Annotated in this window: 23 protein-coding genes; 13 read left to right on the forward strand and 10 right to left on the reverse strand. The window is 70.8% G+C overall.

What is annotated here, in order from left to right; translation table 11 throughout:
- Positions 1-231 precede the first annotated feature (231 nt).
- From I6G21_RS10920 to I6G21_RS08735, 3 genes are all read right to left on the reverse strand, one after another.
- Positions 232-795: a DDE-type integrase/transposase/recombinase gene (locus tag I6G21_RS10920; RefSeq protein ID WP_408015178.1), complete on the reverse strand. Its 564-nt coding sequence runs from the start codon at positions 793-795 to the stop codon at positions 232-234.
- Entirely contained in the window at positions 740-1,258 is a 519-nt protein-coding gene (locus I6G21_RS08730; protein WP_129357545.1) for a transposase, read from the reverse strand. The genes I6G21_RS10920 and I6G21_RS08730 overlap by 56 nt, the downstream gene beginning before the upstream one ends.
- Before the next feature lie 231 nt (positions 1,259-1,489).
- Positions 1,490-1,978, reverse strand: coding sequence for an Lrp/AsnC family transcriptional regulator (locus tag I6G21_RS08735; RefSeq protein WP_331250953.1), 489 nt, complete (start codon positions 1,976-1,978; stop codon positions 1,490-1,492).
- A 250-nt stretch (positions 1,979-2,228) separates the two neighbouring features.
- Here I6G21_RS08735 and I6G21_RS08740 point away from each other — a divergent pair, with 250 nt between their 5' ends.
- On the forward strand, positions 2,229-3,659 hold the full coding sequence (locus I6G21_RS08740; RefSeq protein ID WP_129357544.1) for an MFS transporter: 1,431 nt from the start codon (positions 2,229-2,231) through the stop codon (positions 3,657-3,659).
- Positions 3,660-3,794: 135 nt separating this feature from the next.
- Here the strand turns inward: I6G21_RS08740 and I6G21_RS08745 are convergent, their stop codons facing one another.
- Complete coding sequence (locus I6G21_RS08745; RefSeq protein WP_058731294.1) at positions 3,795-4,031, reverse strand: hypothetical protein; 237 nt, start codon at positions 4,029-4,031, stop codon at positions 3,795-3,797.
- A gap of 291 nt (positions 4,032-4,322) precedes the next feature.
- Between I6G21_RS08745 and I6G21_RS08750 the strand changes: the two genes are divergently transcribed.
- The 5 genes from I6G21_RS08750 to I6G21_RS08770 all read left to right on the forward strand — a co-directional run bounded on the left by I6G21_RS08750 (position 4,323) and on the right by I6G21_RS08770 (position 11,203).
- A complete protein-coding gene (locus I6G21_RS08750; protein ID WP_129357543.1) occupies positions 4,323-5,522 on the forward strand; it encodes a TerC family protein in 1,200 nt (399 codons plus the stop codon).
- Between the two features lie 129 nt (positions 5,523-5,651).
- Entirely contained in the window at positions 5,652-5,987 is a 336-nt protein-coding gene (locus I6G21_RS08755) for a hypothetical protein (protein WP_061225440.1), read from the forward strand.
- Positions 5,988-6,019: 32 nt separating this feature from the next.
- Positions 6,020-6,985, forward strand: a complete 966-nt coding sequence (locus I6G21_RS08760) for a fumarylacetoacetate hydrolase family protein (RefSeq protein WP_081101570.1) — start codon at positions 6,020-6,022, stop codon at positions 6,983-6,985.
- 25 nt (positions 6,986-7,010) lie between these two features.
- Positions 7,011-7,751 (forward strand): 3-keto-5-aminohexanoate cleavage protein, encoded by a 741-nt coding sequence (locus tag I6G21_RS08765; RefSeq protein WP_165869970.1) that lies wholly within the window; start codon positions 7,011-7,013, stop codon positions 7,749-7,751.
- Between the two features lie 32 nt (positions 7,752-7,783).
- A complete protein-coding gene (locus tag I6G21_RS08770; protein WP_129357542.1) occupies positions 7,784-11,203 on the forward strand; it encodes a PHP domain-containing protein in 3,420 nt (1,139 codons plus the stop codon).
- Positions 11,204-11,230: 27 nt separating this feature from the next.
- Here the strand turns inward: I6G21_RS08770 and I6G21_RS08775 are convergent, their stop codons facing one another.
- Complete coding sequence (locus tag I6G21_RS08775) at positions 11,231-11,491, reverse strand: Txe/YoeB family addiction module toxin (RefSeq protein ID WP_058731840.1); 261 nt, start codon at positions 11,489-11,491, stop codon at positions 11,231-11,233.
- Position 11,492: 1 nt separating this feature from the next.
- A complete protein-coding gene (locus I6G21_RS08780) occupies positions 11,493-11,753 on the reverse strand; it encodes a type II toxin-antitoxin system Phd/YefM family antitoxin (RefSeq protein ID WP_058731839.1) in 261 nt (86 codons plus the stop codon).
- Between the two features lie 212 nt (positions 11,754-11,965).
- Here I6G21_RS08780 and I6G21_RS08785 point away from each other — a divergent pair, with 212 nt between their 5' ends.
- Positions 11,966-13,252 carry an SLC13 family permease gene (locus I6G21_RS08785; protein ID WP_129357541.1) on the forward strand — a complete coding sequence of 429 codons (1,287 nt, stop codon included), beginning with the start codon at positions 11,966-11,968 and terminating at the stop codon, positions 13,250-13,252.
- Positions 13,253-13,402: 150 nt separating this feature from the next.
- Positions 13,403-15,418, forward strand: a complete 2,016-nt coding sequence (thrS, locus tag I6G21_RS08790; RefSeq protein WP_129357540.1) for a threonine--tRNA ligase — start codon at positions 13,403-13,405, stop codon at positions 15,416-15,418.
- Positions 15,419-15,496: 78 nt separating this feature from the next.
- Here thrS and I6G21_RS08795 read toward each other — a convergent pair whose 3' ends face one another.
- Positions 15,497-16,003 (reverse strand): FBP domain-containing protein, encoded by a 507-nt coding sequence (locus tag I6G21_RS08795; protein ID WP_058731453.1) that lies wholly within the window; start codon positions 16,001-16,003, stop codon positions 15,497-15,499.
- A gap of 114 nt (positions 16,004-16,117) precedes the next feature.
- On the opposite strand from I6G21_RS08795, the gene I6G21_RS08800 reads away from it, so the two are divergent.
- Positions 16,118-16,684 carry an HIT family protein gene (locus tag I6G21_RS08800; protein ID WP_058731452.1) on the forward strand — a complete coding sequence of 189 codons (567 nt, stop codon included), beginning with the start codon at positions 16,118-16,120 and terminating at the stop codon, positions 16,682-16,684.
- Positions 16,685-16,697: 13 nt separating this feature from the next.
- Here the strand turns inward: I6G21_RS08800 and I6G21_RS08805 are convergent, their stop codons facing one another.
- From I6G21_RS08805 to I6G21_RS08815, 3 genes are all read right to left on the reverse strand, one after another.
- Positions 16,698-17,303: an LOG family protein gene (locus I6G21_RS08805; protein WP_058731451.1), complete on the reverse strand. Its 606-nt coding sequence runs from the start codon at positions 17,301-17,303 to the stop codon at positions 16,698-16,700.
- A 131-nt stretch (positions 17,304-17,434) separates the two neighbouring features.
- Positions 17,435-18,556 carry a hypothetical protein gene (locus I6G21_RS08810; RefSeq protein WP_165869969.1) on the reverse strand — a complete coding sequence of 374 codons (1,122 nt, stop codon included), beginning with the start codon at positions 18,554-18,556 and terminating at the stop codon, positions 17,435-17,437.
- Positions 18,549-20,690 (reverse strand): M3 family metallopeptidase, encoded by a 2,142-nt coding sequence (locus I6G21_RS08815; protein WP_129357539.1) that lies wholly within the window; start codon positions 20,688-20,690, stop codon positions 18,549-18,551. Before I6G21_RS08815 ends, I6G21_RS08810 begins: the two co-directional genes overlap by 8 nt.
- A gap of 44 nt (positions 20,691-20,734) precedes the next feature.
- Between I6G21_RS08815 and I6G21_RS08820 the strand changes: the two genes are divergently transcribed.
- The 4 genes from I6G21_RS08820 to I6G21_RS08835 all read left to right on the forward strand — a co-directional run bounded on the left by I6G21_RS08820 (position 20,735) and on the right by I6G21_RS08835 (position 24,352).
- On the forward strand, positions 20,735-22,036 hold the full coding sequence (locus I6G21_RS08820; RefSeq protein ID WP_408015179.1) for a Mur ligase family protein: 1,302 nt from the start codon (positions 20,735-20,737) through the stop codon (positions 22,034-22,036).
- Positions 22,037-22,038: 2 nt separating this feature from the next.
- A complete protein-coding gene (locus I6G21_RS08825) occupies positions 22,039-22,812 on the forward strand; it encodes a type 1 glutamine amidotransferase (protein WP_129357537.1) in 774 nt (257 codons plus the stop codon).
- 132 nt (positions 22,813-22,944) lie between these two features.
- The gene (locus tag I6G21_RS08830) at positions 22,945-23,706 is read left to right on the forward strand and encodes a YebC/PmpR family DNA-binding transcriptional regulator (RefSeq protein WP_058731447.1); all 762 of its coding nucleotides are present in this window, start codon (positions 22,945-22,947) and stop codon (positions 23,704-23,706) included.
- Positions 23,696-24,352 (forward strand): crossover junction endodeoxyribonuclease RuvC, encoded by a 657-nt coding sequence (locus I6G21_RS08835; protein WP_058731446.1) that lies wholly within the window; start codon positions 23,696-23,698, stop codon positions 24,350-24,352. Before I6G21_RS08830 ends, I6G21_RS08835 begins: the two co-directional genes overlap by 11 nt.
- The last annotated feature ends 40 nt before the right edge of the window (positions 24,353-24,392 follow it).

A 24,392-nucleotide genomic window follows, 5' to 3' on the forward strand; every position in this document is an offset into this window, starting at 1 on the left:
TGGGTTCCGTTCCGAGGTTAGGACTCAACGGGCGCTGCGTCCTGGTGGTCAGTGTAGGCCATCTCGGTCTCTGCGGGAGTGCGGCAGCCCAGGGCCTCGTGCAACCGGGTCGTTTTCCATCAGTGCGCCCACCCCATCGTGGCCACGACTACGGCCTCAGCGGACTCCCAGACCCGCTTGGAATGGATGAGTTCGGCCTTGCAGAGGTCGTTGACCCTATCAGCCAGGCCGTTATCGCAAGAGTCCTCGACTATGCCTACCGACGCACGAACCCAGCCCAGCGGCGATCAGAGCATCCGAGTAAGCCAGATTGACGTACTGGGACCCCCTATCGGACTGGTGGACCAGGCACTGCCTGCCACGGCTTGCTCCCGTGCTGACAAGCGCATGCTGGCGAAGGCCAGTAGCGTCCAGCCCCGCGGTGCGCAGGCTCGCCGATACAGCCCATCCCACGATGCACCGGGAGCAGACGCCGGTGATGAACCCAACGTAGCAGAACCCGGTCAGGTTCCTGACATAGGCGATGTAAGCTACCCACAGCTGGTGCGCACGCTCGGCGATGAACTTACGTTCCACCAGGCCCTGGCGGGTATCCGGCTGGCCGCCAGGCTTCCTCGTCACCGGCTGACGTCCGCGGCGCACGACGTGCACCCCAGCGAGTTTCATCTGTCGGACGGTCTGACCCCGCCCGATATCCCAGCCAGCGAGGAGCATCGCCTGGTGCATCGTGCGCACCCCGTCAGAGGCTGTAGTTCTCCTCTCGGACCCGTGTGAGCTCCTGGATGAGGATCTCATCCCGGACCGTCTGTGCGGAGGCCTGCCGTGTCTTCGCGGCCTGATAGGCCCGCGAGGTGATGAACCCACATTCCGTCGCACCCACGGTGCGGCAGAAGGCCTCGGCCCCGACATGCCCGCGGTTCTCGTCGATGAACCGGGGCATCTCGTCGTGGGATGCCTCGAGTTCCGCCGCGAAAAAAGCCGAAGCCTTGCACAGGATCTCGTTCGAGCGGCGCAGCTCGTGGTTCTCCCTACGCAGCTTGGTGATCTCTTCCGCTGCAGCCGTGCTGATCCCTGGTGCGTATTCCTGGTTGATGCCGTCCTGTTTCCACGAGTTCTGCAGGGTATGGGGTGAGACTCCGCCGAGGGCTTTACCGGCCGCGGTGCAGGCGACCCAGGCCGGGCCCTGTCCGGCGCGGGTCCGCTCCTCAAGCAGCTGCAGGGCGCGGACCTTGAACCCGGGGCTATACTTCTGGGGCATGTTCCGATTCTCCTTGAGGAAGCGGGTCGGAACGAAACCCGGGACGCTTCCGGGGGCGGTGCTTGAATATTCAGCTTTCGCGAACATCGTCATCGGCCGGGCAGGTTGAAAATTCAACCGAGCTGGGCGGGGCTGCCCACGACTGGCTCGGGCCGGCCATCGCCGAACGGGCAGGGGTGACGATTCAGCCGAGCCAGGCGGGCGCGAGCCCGGTTGTCCAGGCAGGGCAGGTCACTCCAGCAGCTGCGCCATCCGGTACTTCACCAGGGTCCGCAGGTACAGGGAGGTGCGGGTGCGCAGCACGCCCGGGCACAGGCGGATCTCCTCGGAGACCCGGTACAGATGCTCCTCATCCCGGGCCACCACCCGCACCAGCAGGTCCGTCTCTCCGGCCGGGGCCTGCACCTCCACCACCTCCGGGATCTGGGTCAGCCCCATCACCGTGTCATTGATCTGTCGCTGATCCAGCTCCACCGCCACATGCGCGCTCACCCGATACCCCAGGGATTCCGGCTCAACCCGCACACTGGGGGAGCGCAGCGCCCCACCGGCCTGCATCCGCTCCAGATGCGCCTGCACCGTGCGCCGGGCCAGGCGCGTGCGCTCCGCGATCGCCACCACCGTGGCCCGCGGATGCTCCTCCAACACCCGCAGGATCCGCAGATCCGTCCGATCCAACGACGCCGGCGCGCCCGCCCCACCCCGTGTGTCCTGAGGCACCAGAAACCCTCCCGTTGAACGATCTGCGCAGAAACAGTCACCGTCACCCGCGCAGAGTGAGCAGAATGAGCACCATTCTGGCACAGGGTTGCCCACTCTGCGGAGGGTCCCCACCATGGAGAGGTCCCACCCGCCGTCGTCGTCTCCGCCCCCGAGGTCCGCAGCCAGGAACCACATCAGGAACCCAGCCCGGACCCGGGAGCCGGGAGGCCGACGGCGCACCCACGACCGCGAAGGACCCATCCGCCCGATGTCCACCACCACCGCACCTGAGCGCGCCCAGCCGCCGCAGGGCTCCGCCTCACCCGCGCCCGCCCGCCGCAACTCGCCCGGGCGCGTCATCTTCTCCAGCCTCATCGGCACCACCGTGGAGTACTACGACTTCTACATCTACGCCACGGCCGCCGTGCTGGTCTTCCCCCAGCTGTTCTTCCCGCACCAGTCCGGCATCACCGGGCTGCTCGCCTCCTTCGCCGTCTTCGGCGTCGCCTTCATCGCCCGACCCCTGGGCTCCGTGATCTTCGGGCACCTCGGGGACCGGCTTGGGCGCAAGAACACCCTGGTGCTCGCGCTGCTGCTCATGGGCGGCGGCACCTTCCTCATCGGCTGCCTGCCCACCGCGCTGACCCCCGGCTGGGAGGTCGCCGCCCCGACCATCCTCGTGCTGCTGCGCTTCGCCCAGGGCATGGCGCTGGCCGGGGAATGGTCCGGGGCCGTCCTGCTCGCCACCGAGAACGCCCCCGCCGGCAAGCGCGCCCTGTACGGCTCCGTCCCGCAGCAGGGCACCCCCGTCGGCTTCGTCCTCGCCAACGGCCTCTTCCTCCTCCTCACCTCCCAGCTCACCCCCGAAGCCTTCGAATCCTGGGGTTGGCGCGTGCCCTTCTGGGGTTCGGCCATCCTCGTGTTCGTGGGCCTGTGGACCCGGATGAAGCTGCTCGAATCCGAGTCCTTCACCCGCGTGCAGGAGAGCGGGAAGGTCGCCAAGATGCCCGCCCTCGAGGTGCTGCGCCGCTCCTGGAAGACCGTGGCCATCGGAACCATCGCCACCGTCTCCAACTACGTCACCTTCTACTTCCTCACCACCTTCACCCTCACCTACGGCACCACCACCGCCACCGAGGACGCCGCCCGGGCCGCCGCGGAGAAGACCGGCAAGGCCTTCGACGCCGCCTCCTTCGTCCCCGGGCTCGGCTTCAGCCGCTCGGAGTTCCTGCTGCTGATGATCGGCGCGGTTCTGCTGCTCGTCGTCGGCAACGTGGTCGGCGCGGTGCTCGCCGAGCGGTGGGGCCGGCGCAAGGCCATGATCGGCTTCCACGTGGTCGTCGCCGCCTTCGGGCTGGCCGTGCCGTGGCTGCTGCGCGGCTCCGACGGCGAGGTGTTCTTCGCCCTGGCCCTCGGGTTCTTCGTCTTCGGGCTGATCTTCGGGCCCCTGGGCGCCCTGCTCTCCGAGCTGTTCCCCGCCAACACCCGGTACACCGGCAGCGCGCTGTCCTACAACATCGCCTCGATCCTCGGGGCGGCCGTCGCCCCGTTCATCTTCATCTGGCTGTGGGGCATCACCGGGGACATCCGTCTGGTGGGCCTGTACGTGGCCGGTGCGGCGGTGCTGTCCATCATCGCGCTGCTGTTCGTCCAGGAGCACACCTCCACCCAGGACCTGGCCGAGCGGATCCACGACTGACCCGGACCGGATCAGCCTGCCCGGCATGACGGAAGGCCCCGCGCCCCGTCGAGCGGAAGCTCGAACGGAAGCGCGGGGCCTTCTCGTGTCTCGGGCCGGCCGGAGCCGGGGGAGAGGGGCCGACGGGGCGGGGCCTCAGTGGTCCCCGGAGACCTCCAGGTCCGTGCCGTGCTCCACCGGGCGGACCCAGCCGTAGATCGCGGCGGCCAGGGAGAACAGGGCGGTGAAGCCCAGGAAGATCTGGCCCCACAGCACGAAGTCCGGGTTGTCGGTGGGCATGGCCCACAGGAACAGGGCGGCCCCGACGCAGAACACGGCGATCAGGATGAAGCCGGTGACGTGGGCGGGCTGCTTCTGGCGCTGCTCGGACAAGAGGGGTACCTCCGGGAAGGATCGGCGGGACGGGTGCTCAGTCACCAGGGTACGGCATCCCCGGGGCCCGCGGTGAGGTAGCATATCCCTTCGAGCAAGGGAGTATCCCCACCACCCCGCAGACGTCAGCACGTCGGGCACCGTCGCCCGGCCGGATGCGGGGGCCGCCCCGCCGTCGTCGGGCCCCAGCGCACCAGCGCGGAGCCGACACAGCACGGCAGGGACGGCGGGAGAGACTTGTGCGGCTTGCCGCACCCACCTCACCCACCCCTGAAAGCCCGAGGAGGCTTCGTGGAGATCTCCGCGCTGCAGTGGACTATCACCATCTGCGTCATCCTGGCCCTGCTGGCCTACGACTTCATCTTCCACGTGCGCAAGGCGCACGAACCCACCATCAGGGAAGCGGCCATCTGGTCCGCCGTGTACGTCGGCATCGCCCTGCTGTTCGGCATCCTCATCTTCTGGATGGACGGCGCCCAGTACGGCGCCGAGTACTACAGCGGCTACATCACGGAGAAGGCCCTGTCCGTGGACAACCTCTTCGTCTTCCTCATCATCATGGCCTCGTTCAAGGTGCCGCGGGCGGACCAGCAGAAGGTCCTCCTGTTCGGCATCATCTTCGCCCTGATCATGCGCACCGTGTTCATCTTCGTCGGTGCCGCGGCCATCAACCGGTGGTCCTGGGTCTTCTACCTCTTCGGCCTGATCCTCATCTACACCGCCGGCAACCTCGTCAAGGACGAGGTCACGGACAAGGACGAGGAGAACGAGGCGGACAACATCGTCATCCGCCTGGCCAAGCGGTTCATGCACACCTCGGACGAGTACGACGGCGACAAGCTGTTCACGCACATCGACGGCAAGAAGGTCATGACCCCGATGCTGCTGGTCATGGTCGCCATCGGCGGCACCGACCTGCTGTTCGCCCTGGACTCCATCCCCGCGATCTTCGGTCTCACACAGGACCCGTACATCGTGTTCACCGCGACCGCCTTCTCCCTCATGGGCCTGCGCCAGCTGTACTTCCTCATCGACGGGCTGCTGGACCGACTCATCTACCTCTCTTGGGGCCTGTCCGCGATCCTCGCGTTCATCGGCGTCAAGCTCATCCTGCACGCCCTGCACGAGAACACGCTGCCGTTCGTCAACGACGGCGAGCCCGTGCACGTCGTGGAGGTCTCCACGGGGCTGTCCCTGATCGTGATCATCGGGGTGCTCACCGTGACCGTGCTGGCCTCCCTGTTCACCCCCAAGGGGCAGGCGGTGCGCGCGATCAACGGCGCCCGGGAGGCCGCCGAGGCTTACCTGAACCTGCCCGACGACGCCCCCGACGCCGAGCGCATCCGGCTCAGCGCCAAGCTGGAGAAGCACCGGCGCAAGCTGCCCGGCATCAAGCAGAAGCACCGGGACGAGCTGATCGAGTCCGAGACCCGATACCGGGACCTGCTCGAACGCGCTCGCGGGGAGCACGAGGCCTCCTCCGCCTCCTGACCCCGCCTTCCCTCCGATCCGCGGCCCCGTCCGCGCCGCCCCTGACCCGGGTGGTGCGGGCGGGGCCGCTTCGATCTGTCAGTCGCCCCTCCTAGCGTTTCGAACACATCTTCGAAACGAGGGGGTTCCATGGTTACGGCACGGGTCAGGACGACGACGGCGGGCCAGCCGCTGCGCGTGGAGATCGACGGTGCGCGGTACCGGGTCGCGGCGGACCCGGTGCAGTGGTTCGAGCGCCGGGCGTGGTGGGAGGAGGTCACCCGTGCCCCGAAGGACCGATGCCCGCACCTGGTGGACCGGGAGCTATGGCAGGTGCAGGTGGCCCCGGAGGCGGGGTCGGGCTCCGGGCGACGCCGCGCCGGGGCGGCGGCGTCCTCCCAGGTGGCGGCGGAGGACCTGCGTACGATCTCCCTGGAAAGGGACCGCAACACGGGGACGTGGATCCTCCTGGGTCGGTACTCTTGACCAGGACATCCATCACCGATGCTGGGGAGAACATGAAACTGGGACGCGCTTACGTGGAGAGCCTCTTCGAACAGCACACGGGCATCTACACGTGGGTGGAGATCGAGGGGCAGCGGTACTACCTCCGCGAGCTCGGCACCGCCTCCGTGGTGGACACCGACTTCTTCCACAGCGGCCTGGTCCGCGAGCAGATCAACTACTTCTCCGGGGTGGGTCAGACCGAGCTGACCCACCCCCGCAAGATCATCCCCACCATGCCCATCAAGCCGGGCAAGATCCTGTGCATCGGGCTGAACTACCACGACCACGCCGCCGAGGTGGGTGTGCAGATCCCCGAGCACCCCACCGTGTTCACCAAGTTCCGCAACGCCCTGGTGGGCCCGGCCGACCCCATCGCCCTGCCCCCGGAATCCCAGAAGGTGGACTACGAGGCGGAGCTGGCCGTGGTCATCGGCAAGAACGTGCGCCGGGCGGACGAGGCCCAGGCCCTGGAGGCCATCGCCGGGTACACCATCCTCAACGACGTCTCCGTGCGGGACTGGCAGGGCCGCACCTCCGAGTGGTTCCAGGGCAAGAACTGGGACAACTGCACCCCGGTGGGCCCGTACGTGGTCTCCCGAGACGAGGTGGATCCGGTCGCGGGCCTGCGCATCGAGTGCCTGATCGACGGGGAGACGGTCCAGTCCGGGACCACCGCGGACATGATCTTCACCCCCGCCCAGCTGGTCTCCTACATCTCCACCTTCATGTCCCTGGAACCCGGGGACGTCATCGCCTGCGGCACCCCCGCTGGGGTCGGCATGTCCAAGACGCCGCGCCGCTGGCTGCGCCCCGGCGAGGAGGTCACCACCCGCATCGAGGGCATCGGGGAGATCACCAACATCTGCCGTCCCGAAGCCGAGACCGAGGACCACTTCCAGGACAAGGCGTGGTGGGGTCCGGTGCTCTCCGAACGGGAGGCCGAGGCCGCCACGGGCTGCTGGACCGAGGACGACTGAGCAGAGACGACGGGGTGGGGGTCCGGTGCTGAAGCTCTGCGTCAACGGCGCCAGAACACCTGCGGAGCATCCGCTGCTCAGCGCGGATCCCGCGGACCTGCTCGACGACGCCGTGGAGGCAGCGGCCTTGGGTGCGGGTCCCGTGCATCTGCACCCTAAAGACCGGACCGGACGGGACAGTCTGCGTGCTGAAGATGTGGCGCGGTGGGTCGGTGCCTTCCGTCGAGCCCTCCCACGCATCCGGATCGGCGTGACCACCGGCGCCTGGGCTGAGACCGAGCCTGCTGCGCGGATCGAGCGCATCCGGTCCTGGACCGCGCTGCCGGACTTCGCCTCGGTGAACTGGCATGAAGACGGCGCCGAGGAGTTGGCGTCTGCTCTCCTCGCGCGGGGGATCGCCGTGGAGGCTGGTCTGTGGGACGCCGGGGCCGCCCGGGCATGGGTGGACTCGCCCCTGAGGCGGCGCTGCCTCCGTCCACTGCTGGAGGTCCAGGACCTCCCGGCTCCCCGCGCTGCAGCAGAGGCGCACGAGATGCTGCAGGTGGTGCGCGAGAGCGCACCGGAGTCCGTCCCCCTCCTGCACGGGGAGGAGCGCAGCGCCTGGCCCGTGCTGCGCATCGCCCGGGAACAGCACCTGGATACCCGGATCGGCCTGGAGGACACGCTGGTGCTGCCGGACGGAACCTCCGCCGCGGGAAACTCCCAGCTGGTCGCCTCCGTGCTGCGCATCTCGGCAGCGGGCGCGCCGTCGGCAACCTCCGATTGACTTAAGATTCGAACACCTGTTCGATAACGGGTGTGACGTTCCCGCACCTGGTCTCCTACAGCGCCTACAGCGCGCACTACGGCGTGTGCACGCCGGAGGAGATCGTCGCGGCCGCCGCCGCCCACGGAGCCACCCACGTAGGGCTGACCGACCGGAACGGGCTCTACGGCGCCGTCAAACACGTCCGGGCCTGCCTGGACCACGGCATCGCCCCCATCCTCGGGGTGGACCTCGCGCTCGCGGACCCGGCCCGCCAGCGCCTGATCGGGCGGATCGTGATCCTGGCCGAAGGCCACGACGGCGGAGGAGGCTACGGGGACCTGTGCGCCCTGATCTCCCGCGCCCACGGCGAGCACCGGGCCGCGCCCCTCGGCGACTCGCCCCACCCGGGGGAGGCGGTGGGCAGCGTCGGACGTGGCGGCCTCCCGCCCCTGCGCGCCCGGCCCCACCTGAGCCTGGCGGACCTCGCCGAAGCCGCGGCCGCCGGGCACGGCCGGTTCGTCGTGCTGCTCGGCCCGGACTCCGACGTCGGGCGCCTGGCCGCCGCCCGCCGATACCGCCGGGCCCGGGCGGCCCTGGCCGCCTGGCGCGCCGCGCTGGGGGCCCACCGGGTGCGGGTGCACCTGGTGGATCGGCTCACCCACCCCGGCGCCCCCTACGGCCTGTCCCACGCCGCCCGCCTGGCGGACCTGGCCGCCGAGGCAGGGGTGCCGGCGGTGCTCAGCAACGCCGCCCGCTACGCCACCGAGGACCAGGCCGTCACCGCGGACGTGCTCGACGCCGCCCGCGGACTCACCCCGCTGGGCGAAGCCCACCACCAGCCCAACGGGCAGGGCTGGCTGAAGGATCCGGCTGCCATGCACCGCATCGCCGGGCGCATCGCCGCGGCGGCCACCGGCCCGGTGAGCGTGGCCGGGCTGCTCGGGGCCACCGCCGAAACCGCCCAGCGCTGCGCCCTGAGTCCCGCCGCGGACCTCGGCTACGGCACCCCCACCGTCCCGGAGGCGCACCTGACCGGCACCCGGGACACCCCCATGCGGGAGCTGCGGGCCCGATGCGAGGCGGCCCTGCACCGGATCTACGGGGCGGAAGCGCAGCGCACCGTGCGCGGGCCCGGCATCGCCACGACCCACTGGGAGAGCCCCCGGGGGCGCATGGAACGGGAGCTGGCCGTCATCGAGACCCTGGGATTCAGCTCCTACTTCCTCACCGTCGCCCATGTCTCCCGGCTCATCGGGGGGCTGGGCATCCGCCACGCCGCCCGCGGCTCCGGGGTCTCCTCCCTGGTCAACCACCTGCTCGGGATCTCCGTGGTGGACCCCCTGGAGTACGGGCTGGTCTTCGAGCGGTTCCTGTCCACCGAGCGCTCGACCCTGCCGGACATCGACATCGACGTCGAATCCGCCCGTCGCCACGAGATCTACCGGGCCGTGTTCGAGCACTACGGGTCCCAGCGGGTCACCCTCATGTCCATGCACAACGGGTACCGGGCCCGCGGGGCGGTGCGCGACGCCGCCCGCGCCCTGGGCCTGGAGCAGGCCACCACGGACCGGATCGCCCGGGCCATCTGGCGCATCCCCGCCGGGCGGCTGCGCGAGCAGCTGGCCCACCAGCCCGAGCTGGTCGGGCTGCGGGACGAGGCCGCGCGCAACCCGCGGGTGGACCTGCTCATCGACCTCGTCGAGCGTCTGGACCGTCTGCCGAGGCACCTGTCCATGCACCCGTGCGGGGTGATCCTCTCCAACGCCTCCCTGCTGCGGCGCACCCCGGTGCAGCCCTCCGGCATCGGCCTGCCCATGAGCCAGTACGACAAGCACGACATGGACCCGATGGGCCTGCTCAAGCTGGACATCCTGGGGGTGCGGATGCAGTCCGCGATGGCCCACACCCTCGAGGAGATCGAGCACACGCTGGGCCACCGCCCGGACCTGGAGGCCATCGACACCCGGGATGAGGCCACCTTCGAGCTGATCCGCTCCACCCAGACCCTGGGCTGCTTCCAGATCGAATCCCCGGGGCAGCGGGAGCTGATCGGGAAGATGCAGCCGCGGGAGGTCGGGGACCTGATCATCGACATCTCCCTGTTCCGCCCGGGGCCCATGCACTCGGACATGGTCCGGCCCTACCTGGAATCCCGCCACGGTTTCGCCGCGCCCTCCCTGATCCACCCGGATCTCGCCCCGTATCTGCGGGAGACCGGCGGGGTGATGGTCTTCCACGAGCAGATCATCAACATCGTGGATCGGATGACCGGGTGCGGGCTGGCCGCCGCGGATGAGCGCCGTCGCACCCTTGGCGGCCCGCGGGAGCCGGAGACCGAGGCGTTCTTCCGGAAGGCCGCCGCGGCCCGCGGGTACCCCGGGCCCGTGATCGACCGGGTGTGGGAGGCCCTGGCGGCCTTCGGCTCCTTCGGCTTCTGCAAGGCCCACGGCGCGGCCTTCGCGATCCCCACCTACCAGTCCGCGTGGCTGAAGACCCACTACCCGGCGCACTTCATGGCCGGGGTCCTGCAGCACGACCCCGGCATGTACCCGCAGCGGCTGCTGCTGGCCGACGCCCGCCGGATGGGGGTGGGCATCCTGCCGGTGGACGTCAACCGCTCCGGGACCAGCTACCGGGTGGAGCACCGGGGGAGCGCCGAGCACGCGGAGCCGGGGCGGGCGCGGGACTGGGCGATCCGGCTGCCCCTGACCCAGGTCTCCGCGCTGTCCGCCGCGGAGATCGACCGGATCATCGTCGGCGCGCCGTACACCTCCGCGGCGGATCTGCGGGCCCGGGTCCGCCCGCACCGGCCCTCCCTGGAGCGCCTGGCCGCGATCGGCGCCCTGGACCCGGCCGTGTTCGACGGCGTCGCCGCCCCGGGACAGTGGGCCGAGGGCCAGCGGGGCGAGGTGCGGCGGAGCGAGGACCTGCGGACGACGTCGGTGCGCGCGATCCCGCTGCAGCTGGCCCTGCCCCTGGGGGCGGCGCAGAACCCCCACCCGGCGCGGGAGAGCGCGGACCTGGCCGCGACCCTGCGCACCGAACTGGACGTGCTGAGCCTGGACGTCTCCGCGCACCTGATGGCCGGGTGGGCGGGCCGGCTGGCGGACTGGCCCCTGACCCGCGCGGCGGACCTGCTGAGCCTGCGCAACAGGACCGAGGTGTGGGTGGCCGGGGTGCGGGTCTCCACGATGACCCCGCCCATGAAGTCCGGCAAGCGGGTGGTCTTCGTCTCCGTGGACGACGGCACCGGCTGCGTGGACGCCGCCTTCTTCGACGACGCCCAGGCCCTGTCCGGACCCGAGCTGTTCGGCACCCCCATGCTCCTGATCCGCGGCACCACCCGGCGCACCGGGCCCCGCGGCATCTCCGTGACCGCCCACCAGGCCTGGGACCTGCGCCAGCTCATGGACGGGACCGCGCCCCTGCCCTTCGCCCCGGCGCGCACCCGCCCCCTGGCCGCCGGCTGAGCCGGCAGACGGATCGGGGCCGGGGACTCACTGCCCGTAGTGATAGCGGCACGCGGCGATGAGCACCTGGCGGTCGGTGAGTCGATACACCAGTCGGTGTTCCGCAGTGATCCGGCGGGACCAGTATCCGGCGAAGTCATGACGAAGCGGCTCCGGTTTGCCGATGCCCTCATTCCCGTGGCGCTGGATGTCCCGGATCAGCGTGTTGATCCGACGCAGCACGGCGCGATCCTGACGCTGCCACCACAGGTAGTCCTCCCAGGCGTCAGGGTCCCAGGTCAGCAGCAGGTCAGGCATCGGGGTCCACGAGCTCGTGGCGCTCGCCCTCTCCTGCCTCCAAACGCTGCATCGCATCCAGCAGCCGACGGGCGTTGGAGGGGGAGCGCAGCAGGTGCGCCGTCTCCTTCAGCGACTCATACTCCGCCAGGGAGAGGATCACCACCGGGTCGTGACCGCTGCGGGTGATCACCACCTCCTCCCGGTCCTGCACCACGCCGTCCAGCACCTCGGCATAACGCGCCCGGGACTCCGTATACGTCATCGTCTTCACTGCCGCCCCTCTCCCCGCGGTATCTGTACAGAAAAGAGTACAGACGGGCAGGGACGATGGGAAGAGACTGGCCCCCAGGAGCATCGCCCTACAATGGATCTCTGGGTGGCGCGCATCGCAGCCCGCCGCCGCACGCCTCACACACCCCGCAGCACCCGACCGGGGCCTCCGCACCGACCCCGGCCCCGCGCCGCACCACCGAAGGGATCACCGTGGATCCGGTCCAGACACTCTCCCTTGCGCTGCTCGCCCTCGCCCTCATCCTGGCGATCTGGCGGCGCATCAACATCGGCCTGCTCGCCCTGGCCGCGACCTTCGTCCTCGCCCTGACCGCCCACCTCACCGCCGACGACGTCTACGAGGCCTTCCCCGGCTCGATCTTCGTGCTGCTGGTCGGGGTCTCCCTGCTGTTCGGGCACCTCGAGCGCTCCGGGGCCCTGACCTGGTTCGTGGACCGGGTCTACCGCCTCATCGGGGAGCGCACCCACCTGATCCCCTGGGCCGGATTCCTCATCGGCGCCGTCCTGTCCTCCCTCGGCGCCTTCGCCACCGCACCCATCACCCTGCTCGTGCCGACCATCGCGCACCTGTCCCGCCGCTTCCCCCGTTCCTTCCTCATCAGCGAGCTCGCCGTGGTCATCGGCGCCAACTCCGCCGGACTCTCCCCGCTGAACCCCGCCGGCGCCGTCATCCGCAAGGTCGCCGACCAGCACCACATCAGCTACCAGCCCTGGCTGATCTGGGCCCTGAGCCTGGCCATGGCCGCCGCCGTCGTCCTCGTCCTGCAGATCGGCCTGGCCCGCTTCCGCGGCCCCGCCGCCGGGCAGAACCCCCAGGACATCGCCGCCGACGCCCAGCCCTACACCCGGCCCCTGGTCATCGTCGACGAGGACGCCGCCCGCGGGCTGCGCCCCGCCTACGCCATCACCGCCGCCGCCTCCCTGCTGGTCTTCGTCCTGTTCGTCGTCTTCGCCAAGACCGACGTCGGACTCACCGCCGTCGCCCTGGTCATCGTGCTCCAGCTGCTCTTCCGGCCCGAGGAGAAGAAGCTGCTGCGCTCCGTGCCCTGGCCCTCCGTGCTGCTGCTGTGCGGTCTGCTGACCTACCTCGGCGCCCTGCAGAGCATCGGCACCATGGACACCATCCAGGCCGGCCTGGAATCCACCGGCAGCCAGGTGCTCCTGGTGTTCCTGCTCGCCTACATGACCGCCGCCCTGTGCAACATCGAATCCTCGACCCTCGGGGTCCTCGGCCTGGTCATGCCCCTGGTCTTCTCCGCCTTCGGGGAGAACCCCGCCCTGACCTGGGTGCTCGCCGCCGTCGCCGCCCCCGCGACCCTCACCGTGATGAACCCCATCCACGTCGCCGGGACCCTGATCATCTCCTACACCGACGAACGCGACCAGCAGGCCCTGTTCCGCCGCCTGCTCGCCCTGTCCTTGGGCATCACCTGCGTGGCCCCCGGCCTCGCCGCGATCGTCCCGGCCCTGCTCGTCTGATCCCCCCGCCCTCTCCCCGGGGACCAGGCACGCCCCGGCCAGGAGCGCAGACGGTAGAATCGCCACGGTGCCCGCCCATCCGAGGCCGGCCCGCACCCGAACCAGCACGCCCCCGGTACCGGCGTGCCACCGAACAAGGAGTGAACGCCCATGGCCGCACCGGCCGAGACCCTGCACCTCTACGTCGACGGCGAAGCCCAGCAGGCGACCCTCGGGACCACCGCGGCCGAGCTGTTCGCCGATGAGCAGGACATCGTCGTCGCCCGCATCAACGGCACCCTCAAGGACCTGTCCACCGAGCTGGCCGAAGGCGACGACGTCGTGCCCGTGCGCATCCACGAGCCCGAGGGCCTGGAGGTCCTGCGCCACTCCGCCGCCCACGTCATGGCCCAGGCCGTCCAGCAGCTGCGCCCCGATGCCAAGCTCGGCATCGGCCCCTACATCACCGACGGCTTCTACTTCGACTTCGACGTCGCCGAGCCCTTCACCCCCGAGGACCTGAAGAAGCTCGAGAAGTCCATGATGAAGATCGTCAAGTCCGGGCAGATCTTCCGCCGCCGCGTCGTCACCCACGACGAGGCGCTCGCGGAGATGGCCGAGGAGCCGTACAAGATCGAGCTGCTGGGCCTGTCCCAGGGGCCCGGCTCCGGGGCCGACGCCGCCGAGGGCGCCTCCGTGGAGGTCGGCGAAGGCGAGATCACCATCTACGACAACGTGGACCGCAAGGGCGAGACCGTCTGGAAGGACCTGTGCCGCGGACCCCACCTGCCCAACACCAAGCTCATCGCCAACGGCTACGCCCTGACTCGCACCGGCGGCGCCTACTGGCGCGGCTCGGAGAAGAACCCGATGTTGCAGCGCATCTACGGCACCGCCTGGCCCACCAAGGAGCAGCTGCAGGCCTACAAGGATCGCCTGGCCGAGGCCGAGCGGCGCGACCACCGGCGCCTGGGGGAGGAGCTGGACCTGTTCTCCTTCCCCAAGACCATCGGCCCCGGCCTGCCCGTGTTCCACCCCAAGGGCGGCATCATCCTGCGGGAGATGGAGAACTACGTGCGGGAGCGGCACATCGCCGAGGGCTTCCAATACGTGAAGACCCCGCACATCTCCAAGGAGGACCTGTTCTATACCTCCGGGCACCTGCCGTACTACGCCGACGGCATGTTCCCGCCCATGGAGGAGGAGTCGGTGAAGTACCGGCTCAAGGCCATGAACTGCCCCATGCACAACGAGATCTTCCGCTCCCGCGGCCGCTCCTACCGCGAGCTGCCCCTGCGGTTCTTCGAATTCGGCACCGTGTACCGGGACGAGAAGTCCGGGGTGCTGCAGGGCCTGACCCGCGTGCGGATGATCACCCAGGACGACTCCCACAGCTACGTGACCAAGGAGCAGGCCCCGGGCGAGGTGCGCCACCTGCTGAACTTCATGCTCTCCCTGCTGCGCGACTTCGGCATGAGCGACTTCTACCTGGAGCTGTCCACCCGGGACACCGAAGGGGAGAAGAAGGACAAGTTCATCGGCACCGACGAGCAGTGGGAGGAGGCCACCGCCATCCTGCAGCAGGTGGCCGAGGAGACCGGGCTGGACCTGGTCCCGGATCCGGGCGGGGCCGCGTTCTACGGGCCCAAGATCTCCGTGCAGGCCAAGGACGCCATCGGGCGCACCTGGCAGATGTCCACCGTGCAGTACGACTTCAACCAGCCGGCCCGCTTCGGCCTGGAATACCAGGCCGCCGACGGCACCCGGCAGGAGCCGGTGATGATCCACTCCGCGAAGTTCGGCTCCCTGGAGCGGTTCTTCGGCGTGCTCACCGAGCACTACGCGGGGGCCTTCCCGGCCTGGCTGGCGCCGGTGCAGGTCATCGGGATCCCCGTGGCCGAAGCCTTCAACGACTACCTGGCCGAGGTGGCCGCGAAGCTGCGCGCCGAGGGCATCCGCGTGGAGGTGGACGAGAGCACGGACCGCTTCCCCAAGAAGATCCGCAACGCCGCGAAGGAGAAGGCGCCCTTCGTGCTGATCGCCGGGGGAGAGGACGCCGAACACGGCGCGGTCTCCTTCCGCTTCCGCGATGGCTCCCAGGACAACGGCGTGCCCGTGGACGAGGCGGTGGCCCGCATCGTCGAGCACGTGCGCTCGCGCAACAACGCGGACCCGACGGCGGCCTGAGTCGGGTCACCGCGCCGAGCCGTCACGGGCGTGGGTTCTGGAGGCTCCAGAACCCACGCCCGTGACGGCTCGCGTTCCTCAGCCCTCCTCGGTCAGGCGGTCGATGAACCCGCGGGCGTTGGCGAGGGTCCGCTCCCGGCGGTCCTCCACGGTCATGGTCTCCTCCATCTGACGGACCCCCTCCGGGCGGCGTCGGCCCAGGGTGTAGTCCGTGCAGCGCAGGTCCTGGCACAGGTAGGTGCCCACCGAGCTGTAATGGCCCTTCCCGCCCTTGGCGGAGGGGCGCGCTGCCGAGAACAGGGACACCCCGGAGCCGGAGTGCAGGGTCAGGCAGAACTGGCACATCTGCGCCGATCCCCGCCCGCGGTTGGTCGCTTTGGTCAGCACGACCCCGCGCAGGGAGCCGTCCTCCTGGGGCACCACCGCGTAGCCGCGCTGCGGGGACTTCGGGTCGATCCACCCGAGGAAGACCTCCGCCTCCCAGTCCCAGGCGCCCAGCCCCGCCGGCAGGCTCAGGCGGGAGGCCTCGCCCTTGGTGCAGTTGATGAAGCTGGAGCGGATCTGGGATTCGGTCAGAGGACGCATGGCTCCCAACCTATACCCGGCCCAGCGCCGACGGTCGGGCAGGTTCACCGGCCGCCGAATCCGCCGCCGTCGCACACCACCGGCACGGGCGCGCCACGGGCTAGTCTGGGAGCCATGAGCCAGCCGCAGGACACGGACCAGATCACCGACGACTTCCAGCTGCCCGGCGTGCCGGACGCCTTCCAGCGGCTGTGGACCCCGCACCGTCGGGCCTACGTCTCCGGCGGGCAGCAGGACTACGACGAGCACACCTGCCCCTTCTGCGCCGCCCCCACCCGCAAGGATGAGGACTCGCTGATCGTGCACCGCGGGGAGCACGCCTTCGTCGTGCTGAACCTCTACCCGTACAACCCCGGGCACGTGCTGGTCTGCCCGTACCGGCACATCGCCGACTACGACGAGGCCACCGAACAGGAGACCGCGGAGATCGCCCGGTTCACCCAGATCATCATGGGCGTGCTGCGCGAGCAGTCCCATGCCGCCGGGTTCAACATCGGGATGAACCAGGGCAAGATCGGGGGAGCGGGGATCGCCGCGCACCTGCACCAGCACATCGTGCCCCGTTGGAGCGGGGACACCAACTTCCTGCCGATCGTCGCCGGCACCAAGACCGTCACGCAGACCCTCGCCGAGATCCGCGAGCTGCTGGCCGGGGCCTGGCCCGCCGACGACGACGACTGAACCGGGCCTCGCCTCAGCGCCCCCACTTCGGTGCGGCCGGGCGCCAGGCCCGCAGCTTGCCCAGCAGCTCGTCCGGCTCGCTCGCCACGATCAGCCGATTCCGGAAGGACTCCCGGATGAACCCGCGAGCCACCATCTCGTCCAGCATCGCCAGCATCGGGGACCAGAAGCCGCCGACGTCGTAGACCGCCACCGGCTTGCGGTGGAAGCCCAGCTGCTGCCAGGTCCACATCTCGAACAGCTCCTCCAGGGTCCCGGCCCCGCCGGGCAGGGCCACGAAGGCGTCCCCGAGTTCGTTCATCCGCTGCTTGCGCCGGTGCATATCCGGGACGATCTCCAGGGCATCCAGCCCCTCGTGGGCGATCTCCCCGCGCACCAGGCCCTCCGGGATGACCCCGCGCACCTGGCCGCCGGCCGAGCGGGCGGCATCGGCCACCACGCCCATCAGTCCCACGTTCCCGCCGCCGTAGACCACCCCGAGGCCCTCCCGCGCCAGGTGCTCGGCCAGGCGGCGGGCCTCGCGGGCGAAGGCCGAGTCATCACCCAGGGCTGAGCCGGTGAAGATCGTGATGGCCGACAGGGCCGGGGCGTCGGGATCGTCGTGCTGCTCGGTGCTCATGCGCTCATGCTAACCACCGCCCCGCCCGACCGAGCCGCCCGGAAGGGTGGGCCGGGGTGAAGAACGGGTGAACATCCCGCGGGGAGCGCGTCACCCCCAGAGGGCGGTGCCGCACCCGGCGGGTCGTGCGGTCACCGCCGGAGCACGACCTCGCGGTGCTTGAACTCCGCGGTGCTGACCAGCGCGGGCGCCTCACCGACGGCGCGGGAGAGGGCCAGGAACGGGCCCGCCGCCCCCAGCAGCTCGCCTCCAGATGATTCGATCTCAGGTACAGATTGATCGGCGAAACCTTTGACCTGTTGCAGAGGTTGAGTGGTGTCCCTGTCTAGCGCGGCGTAGATCCGCGCCATCACGGGGGACGGTTCCCACGCCTGATGGACGAGCTCCACGCCGTCCAGGGAGGATCCCACCTCCGGGGGCGCGTACCCCGCTGCTCCGGAGACACCGCTCGAGACTTCGCCGGACACACCGCCCGGAACGGCCTCAGCGGTACTGTCCGACGCCGCGCCCGCCGTCGGGCCCTGTGCATCGCCCCAGTCGGCCAGCAGCCGCCGGGCAGCCCGCACCGCACTGTCGTGCGCGGCGTCGAGCTCCTCCGCCGGCCGCGGGGCGGCCCACGCCCGGTGCTTGGTCCGCACCTGCTTGAACTGGGTCAGCCCCAGCTCGCTCCCCACGGCGTCCTCCAGTCGGCGCACCAGGATCCCGTCTGGGGCCAGCGCGATCCAGGTGGCCCGGGCCGCCGCCTGCTGATCCAGGCGGGTCACCTGGGAGCGCTCATGGGCCGTGCCCACCTTGGAGGCGGCATCCGGGAAGGTCGCGATGTACAGCCAGTGCGGACGGCTCACATAAGCCAGCGCGGCGTCGGTCAGCCGTGCCCCGCGGTGCACCCGGTGCAGGGGCCGGAAGCGGTCCAGGTGCCGACACAGCCCGCACTGCTGGCCGCTGCGGATGCGCTGGTGCTTCGGGCAGGCCACCGTGCGGAACCGCGCCGTGCCCTGCTCATCGACCTCGGCGTGGGCGAAGCCGGCGCACCAGCGCGGCTCGACGCCGTCGGGCACGGGCAGGGCCCGCACCAGCGGGGCGTCCCCGAGGTCCAGCCGGGTCCGCAGCACCGTCCCGCACGGCACGCCGTCCTCCACGGGCTCGACGGCGACCACCGGCTTCCGCTCCCGCCAGGACAGATCCCGCCACACCACCGGGGCACCGTCCAGATCCCGGATGAGCGCGGACCAGGAGGATACGGCCTCACTCATCGGCGCCGGTCCCCTCGGCACCTTCTCCTGCGGCACCATCCCGCTCGGCGTCGTCGTCCACCAGCCCGCGACGGCGCAGCAGCGGTCCGATCTGCGGGTCCCGGCCGAGCAGGTCACGGAAGGACTGCGCCGGATCCTGCTCGGAGCCGCGGGCCAGCAGCCGGTCCCGGAACACCTGCCCGTTCTCCCGGCGCAGCCCGCCGCGGGCGCGGAACCAGTCCACGGTCTCCGCGTCCATCATCTCGGAGAAGATGTACGAGTAGTACCCGGCCGAATAGCCGCCCTCGAAGATGTGCTTGAACATCCCGGTCGCATACCGCGGGGCCACCGGAAGATCCGCCAGCCCGTACCGGGCCAGCACCTCCCGCTCGAACTCCCGCACCTGCTGCGGAGTCTCCAGCGGCTCGGCGTCGGTGCCGCGGGTGTGCCAGGCCATGTCCAGCAGGGCAGCCCCCAGGTACTCCACGGTGCGGAAGCCCTCACCCCACCGGGCCGCCTCCTGCAGGGCGCGTGCGGCCTCGGTCGGCAGCGGCTCGCCCGTCTCGTGGTGGCGGGCGTAGTGGGGCAGCACTTCCGGGTGGAACATCCACATCTCGTTGACCTGCGACGGGTACTCCACGAAATCCCGGGGCACGTTGGTCCCGGCCGCGGTGGGCCAGACCACCGTGCTCAGCAGGGAGTGCAGGGCGTGGCCGAACTCGTGGAACATCGTGCGCACGTTGTCCGCGCTGAGCAGCTTCTCCTCGCCCTGCCCGGGACGGGTGAAGTTCAGGGTGTTCATCACCACCGGGGTCTGGCCGACCCGGGCGTCCCGGGGCACGATCTCGTGCATCCACGCCCCACCCTGCTTGGTGGGTCGGGCCCACGGATCCAGGCCGAACAGCCCCAGCAGGCGGTCCTGCTCATCGCGGACCTCCCAGAAGCGCACCTCCGGGTGGTATCCGGGCAGCTGCGAGCGGGCCGTGAACTGCACCCCGTACAGCCGCGAGGCGGCCGCGAACACGCCGTCGACCAGGGTCCGCTCGAAGGAGAAATATGGGCGCAGCGCCTGGGCATCCACGGCGTAGCGCTCCCGGGCCACCCGCTCCAGCAGCACCGGGACATCCCAGGGCTGGATCTGCCCGGGCTCGACGCCGGCGACCTCCGCCATCACCGCAAGCTCCCGCTGGAACGCCGCCCGGGCCCGCGGGGCCAGCTCCTCGAGCATCCCCAGCGCCCGCTGCGGGGTCCCGGCCACGGAGCGGCGCAGCTGCAGCTCGGCGTGGGTGCGGGCCCCGAACAGCTCGGCCCGGCGGGCCCGCAGCTCAGCGATCCGCGCCGCCGTCGTCAGCAGCTCCGGAGTGCCCGCGGCCCCCTCGTCCCGGGCTTCGCCCCGCCCCCGGTTCACCGAATCCCGCCACAGCCGACGCCGCGTGTCCCGGTCCTGCAGCGAGGACAGCACCGACGGCACCGCGAACAGGTCCTGCACCAGCAGGTAGCTTCCCGGGTGCCCGGCCAGCTGCGCCGCTTCGGCGGCCTGGCGCACCCGATCCTCGGGCAGACCGGCCAGCTGCCTCTCGTCCTCCAGCAGCAGGCCCGCCTGCTCAGCCCCGGCCAGCAGCCCGGCGCCGAACCGGGCGGACAGCTGCGCCAGCTCCTGCTCGATCCGCGCCACCTCGTCCCGGGCGGTCTCCTCGAGGAAGGCCCCGCGGTCCTCGAAGTCCTCGCGCCAGCGCCGCAGCACATGCCGCCGCACCGGATCCAGCCCCTCCTCCTCGACGGCGGCCAGCCGCCGGGCCAGGCGGGGATCCCGGGCGGAGGCCGCCTCATGCTCGGCCAGGGGGCCGGCCCAGCGGCGGTGCAGCTCGAGGACCTCCTCGGTGCCCATCGCACTGATGAAGGTGTGGAAGATCCCGGTGACCCGGGCAAACTGCGCGGCCGCCGTCTCCAGCGGCTCGATCACCGTGGCGAAATCCGCCGGGGCGGGATCTGCGGCGATCCGCTCCCAGGCATCCCGCTGCGCGGCCATCCCGGACCGCAGCAGCTCCTCCAGATCCTCCGGGCCGACCCCGGACAGGTCCGGCAGACCGCCGGGCAGCTCGGACGGGGACAGCAGGGTCGAGGGCGCGGGGGGCTCAGGGGTCACAGGAGTCATGGACCACACCCTAGCGGCTCACCCGCACCCGGCCTCTCGGTAGGATGGTCCCCATGCCTCACCCCCTGCGACCTCGAACCCTCACGCGACTTCTCGGGCAGGGCATCCGCGCCGCCTCCCGCCTGCGCGGCGGCGGCTCCGCCTTCCCCGGGCTGTTCATGGAGAAGGCCGACCCCGGCTTCGTCGCCCGGGAGCTGGCCCGGCTGCCCCACGGCGTCGTCGTGATCTCCGGGACCAACGGCAAGACCACCACCACCAAGATGACCGTGCAGCTGCTGGAATCCCAGGGGCTGCGGGTGTTCACCAACCGCACCGGCTCCAACTTCGTGCGCGGGGTCGCCGCGGCCCTGCTCGGGGAGATGGACCTGCGCGGGCGCCTGGAGGCGGACATCGCCGTGCTGGAGCTGGACGAGGCCCACGCGGTGCACTTCGTGCGGGCCGTGAAGCCCCGCCACGCCCTGCTGCTCAACGTCATGCGCGACCAGCTGGACCGCTTCGGGGAGATCGACACGACCCGCAAGATGCTCACCCAGGTCGCCCAGGCCACCACCGAGGCCGTGGTCCTCAACCGGGAGGACCCCCGGATCCGCCGGATCGCCGCGGACCTGACCCCCGGCACCCGCGCCGTCTACTACGGCCTGTCCGAGCAGCTGCGCGCCCGCTTCCCCTCGGATGATGAGATGCGGGACAAGGCCCCGGCCCGCCAGGCCGCGGACCTGCCCGAGGCCGACGTCGTGCTGGAGGCCTTCGAGGGCACCCGCAGCGTGCTGTCCATCGCCGGGCGGGAGGTCACCGCGCAGATCACCCTCTACGGCATCTACAACATCTACAACGCCGCCGGCGCCCTGGCCCTGACCCGCCAGATCATGGGGGAGCGCACCGACGAGGCGGCGCTGCTGCGCGCCCTGTCCGAGGTCACCCCGGCCTTCGGGCGCGGGGAATCCGTGCGGATCGGGCAGAGCACCCTGCAGCTGCTGCTGGTGAAGAACCCCGCCGGCTTCCGCCTGTCCCTGGCCTCGGCCACCGGGGACGACTGGGCCACGATGATCACCATCAACGACGAGTACGCCGATGGGCGCGACGTCTCCTGGCTGTGGGACGTGGACTTCGACGTCCTGCGCGAGGGCGGCGTGGACGTGGTCGGCGGGACCCGCGCCTGGGATATGGCCCTGCGCCTGGAGCACGACGACGTCCCCGTGCGCGAGGTGCACCCGGAGCTTCCCGAGGCCCTGCGCGCCTTCCTGGACGGGGCCGGGGACCGCCCGATGCGCGTGTTCTGCACCTACACCTCCATGCTCGTGCTGCGCCGCGAGCTGGGGAGGATCACCGACGTGGAGGAGATCTGACCATGACCGAGCGCACCGCGCCCGCCGCGCAGTCCCACCAGCCCGACAAGGTAGCGGCCAAGGGCCACCTGCGGATCCTGCAGCTGTACCCCCGGGACATGAACATCTACGGGGACTGGGGCAACGTGCTGTCCCTGTCCCGGCGCGCCCAGAAGCACGGATACACCACCGAGATCATCGACTACAACCCCGAGGACGAGTTCCCCGAGGACGTGGACATCGTCATCGGCGGCGGCGGCCAGGACTCGGGGCAGTCCGTGATCCAGGAGGATCTGCACGCCATCGCCCCCCGGCTGCGCCGGATGGCCGAGAACGGCGTGCCCATGCTGGTGATCTGCGGGCTCTACCAGCTGTTCGGCCACGAGTTCACCACCGTGGATGGGGAGGTCCTGGAGGGCATCGGGATCTTCGACGCCCGCACCGTGGGGGGCAGGCAGCGGCTGATCGGCAACATCGTCCTGGACACCCCGGAGTTCGGGCAGGTCGTGGGCTACGAGAACCACTCCGGGCTGACCTACCTCGGCCAGGACGTCCAGCCCCTGGGCACCGTGACCCTGGGACAGGGCAACAACCTCGACGACGCCGGGGAGGGCGCCCGGGTGCACCACGTCATCGGCTCCTACCTGCACGGCTCCCTCCTGCCGAAGAACCCCCGGATCACCGACTACCTGATCGGCCAAGCCGCCCGGCGCCGCTGCGGCTCCTTCGACCCCGAGCCGATCGACGACACCCTGGCCGAGCGCGCCCGCGAGGTCGCCGCCTCCCGGCCCCGCTGAGCACCCGGTCCGGCCTCGCCTCGGCCCGGGGCTGGACAGGCGCACTAGACTCGAGGAAGCCGTGCCCGCGGGTCCGCGCCCACCGGCGCGCCCGCGGCACCCCGACGATCCCCGACGCACGAAGGAGACCCCGTGTCCGGTCACTCCAAATGGGCCACCACCAAGCACAAGAAGGCCGCGATCGACGCCAAGCGCGCCAAGGCCTTCGCCAAGTACATCAAGGGCATCGAGGTCGCCGCGCGCATGGGCGGGGCCGACGTCGCCGGCAACCCGGCCCTGGACCTGGCCGTGTCCAAGGCCAAGAAGAACTCCGTGCCCAACGACAACATCGACCGCGCGATCAAGCGCGGCGCCGGGCTGACCGGCGAGGTCGTGGACTACTCCGAGATCCTCTACGAGGCCCGCGGCCCCCAGGGCTCGGCTCTGTACATCGAGTGCCTGACCGACAACAAGAACCGCGCCGCCGCGGACGTGCGCACCGCGGTGACCCGCTCCGGTGGCACCATGGCCGATCCCGGCTCCGTGTCCTTCATGTTCGAGCGCAAGGGCGTGGCCGAGGTGGCCAAGAAGGACGGGCTGACCGAGGACGACGTCCTGATGGCCGTGCTCGACGCCGGGGCCGATGAGGTCAAGGAGGAGGACGAGGTCTTCGAGGTCATCTCCGAGGCCTCCGACCTGCCCGAGATCCGCAAGGCCTTGGACGCCGCCGAGCTGGAGTACAACAACGACGACCCGCAGTTCCGGCCCACCATGACCGTGGACCTGGACGCCGACGGGGCGAAGAAGTTCCTCAAGCTCGCCGACGCGATCGAGGCGCTGGACGACGTGCAGAACGTCTACTCCAACGTGGAGATCTCCCCGGAGGTCATGGCCCAGCTCGAGGATGCCGAGTAGCACCCGATCCCTGCGCATCCTCGGGGTGGACCCGGGGCTGACCCGCTGCGGGTTCGGCGTCGTGGACATGGACGCCACCCGGAAGGCGAGCCTCGTGCGGGTGGGGGTGGCCGGGACCCAAGCCGCCGACTCCCTGGACGCCCGGGTGCTGCACATCCAGGAGCACGCCCTGGCCTGGATGCGCGAGCTGCGCCCGGACGTCATGGCCATCGAGCGGGTCTTCGCCCAGGAATCCGTGAACACGGTCATCGGCACGGCCCACGCCTCCGGGGTGGTCATCGCCGCGGCCGCCTCCCTCGGCATCCCCGTGGCCTGGCACACCCCCTCCGAGGCCAAAGCCGCGGTGACCGGCGACGGCCGGGCGGACAAGGCCTCGGTCGGGCGGATGGTGACCCGCATCCTGGGCCTGGAGGCCATGCCGCGCCCGGCCGACGCCGCTGACGCGCTAGCCCTGGCGATCTGCCACGGCTGGCGCTCCGGCGGGCTGGGCACCGGCTACGACATGACCGCGGGCGTGCAGACCCACCAGGGCTCGATCCCCGCCCGGGCGACCCGCACCGGGCTGACCCCGGCCCAGCGCGCCTGGCGGGAGGCCGAGCGCTCCGGGCGCCGCGGCGCAGGATCCGGCGGGGTCGGCCGCCGCTGAGCCCGCGGCCGACGCCGAGGCTGGGATTCGCAGATGTGTT

This window comes from Rothia kristinae (genome assembly GCF_016028855.1).
Taxonomy (GTDB): domain Bacteria; phylum Actinomycetota; class Actinomycetes; order Actinomycetales; family Micrococcaceae; genus Rothia; species Rothia kristinae.

Excerpts from the sequence above, each read along its gene's own strand:
- I6G21_RS08815 (WP_129357539.1), bottom strand. The coding sequence starts at position 20,690 with ATGACTCCTGTGACCCCTGAGCCCCCCGCGCCCTCGACCCTGCTGTCC.
- I6G21_RS08825 (WP_129357537.1), top strand. The coding sequence starts at position 22,039 with ATGACCGAGCGCACCGCGCCCGCCGCGCAGTCCCACCAGCCCGACAAG.
- I6G21_RS08810 (WP_165869969.1), bottom strand. The coding sequence starts at position 18,556 with ATGAGTGAGGCCGTATCCTCCTGGTCCGCGCTCATCCGGGATCTGGAC.
- I6G21_RS08755 (WP_061225440.1), top strand. The coding sequence starts at position 5,652 with ATGGTTACGGCACGGGTCAGGACGACGACGGCGGGCCAGCCGCTGCGC.
- I6G21_RS08805 (WP_058731451.1), bottom strand. The coding sequence starts at position 17,303 with ATGAGCACCGAGCAGCACGACGATCCCGACGCCCCGGCCCTGTCGGCC.
- I6G21_RS08820 (WP_408015179.1), top strand. The coding sequence starts at position 20,735 with ATGGTCCCCATGCCTCACCCCCTGCGACCTCGAACCCTCACGCGACTT.
- I6G21_RS08800 (WP_058731452.1), top strand. The coding sequence starts at position 16,118 with ATGAGCCAGCCGCAGGACACGGACCAGATCACCGACGACTTCCAGCTG.
- thrS (WP_129357540.1), top strand. The coding sequence starts at position 13,403 with ATGGCCGCACCGGCCGAGACCCTGCACCTCTACGTCGACGGCGAAGCC.
- I6G21_RS08835 (WP_058731446.1), top strand. The coding sequence starts at position 23,696 with ATGCCGAGTAGCACCCGATCCCTGCGCATCCTCGGGGTGGACCCGGGG.
- I6G21_RS08760 (WP_081101570.1), top strand. The coding sequence starts at position 6,020 with ATGAAACTGGGACGCGCTTACGTGGAGAGCCTCTTCGAACAGCACACG.
- I6G21_RS08795 (WP_058731453.1), bottom strand. The coding sequence starts at position 16,003 with ATGCGTCCTCTGACCGAATCCCAGATCCGCTCCAGCTTCATCAACTGC.
- I6G21_RS08730 (WP_129357545.1), bottom strand. The coding sequence starts at position 1,258 with ATGCCCCAGAAGTATAGCCCCGGGTTCAAGGTCCGCGCCCTGCAGCTG.
- I6G21_RS08740 (WP_129357544.1), top strand. The coding sequence starts at position 2,229 with ATGTCCACCACCACCGCACCTGAGCGCGCCCAGCCGCCGCAGGGCTCC.
- I6G21_RS10920 (WP_408015178.1), bottom strand. The coding sequence starts at position 795 with ATGAGATCCTCATCCAGGAGCTCACACGGGTCCGAGAGGAGAACTACA.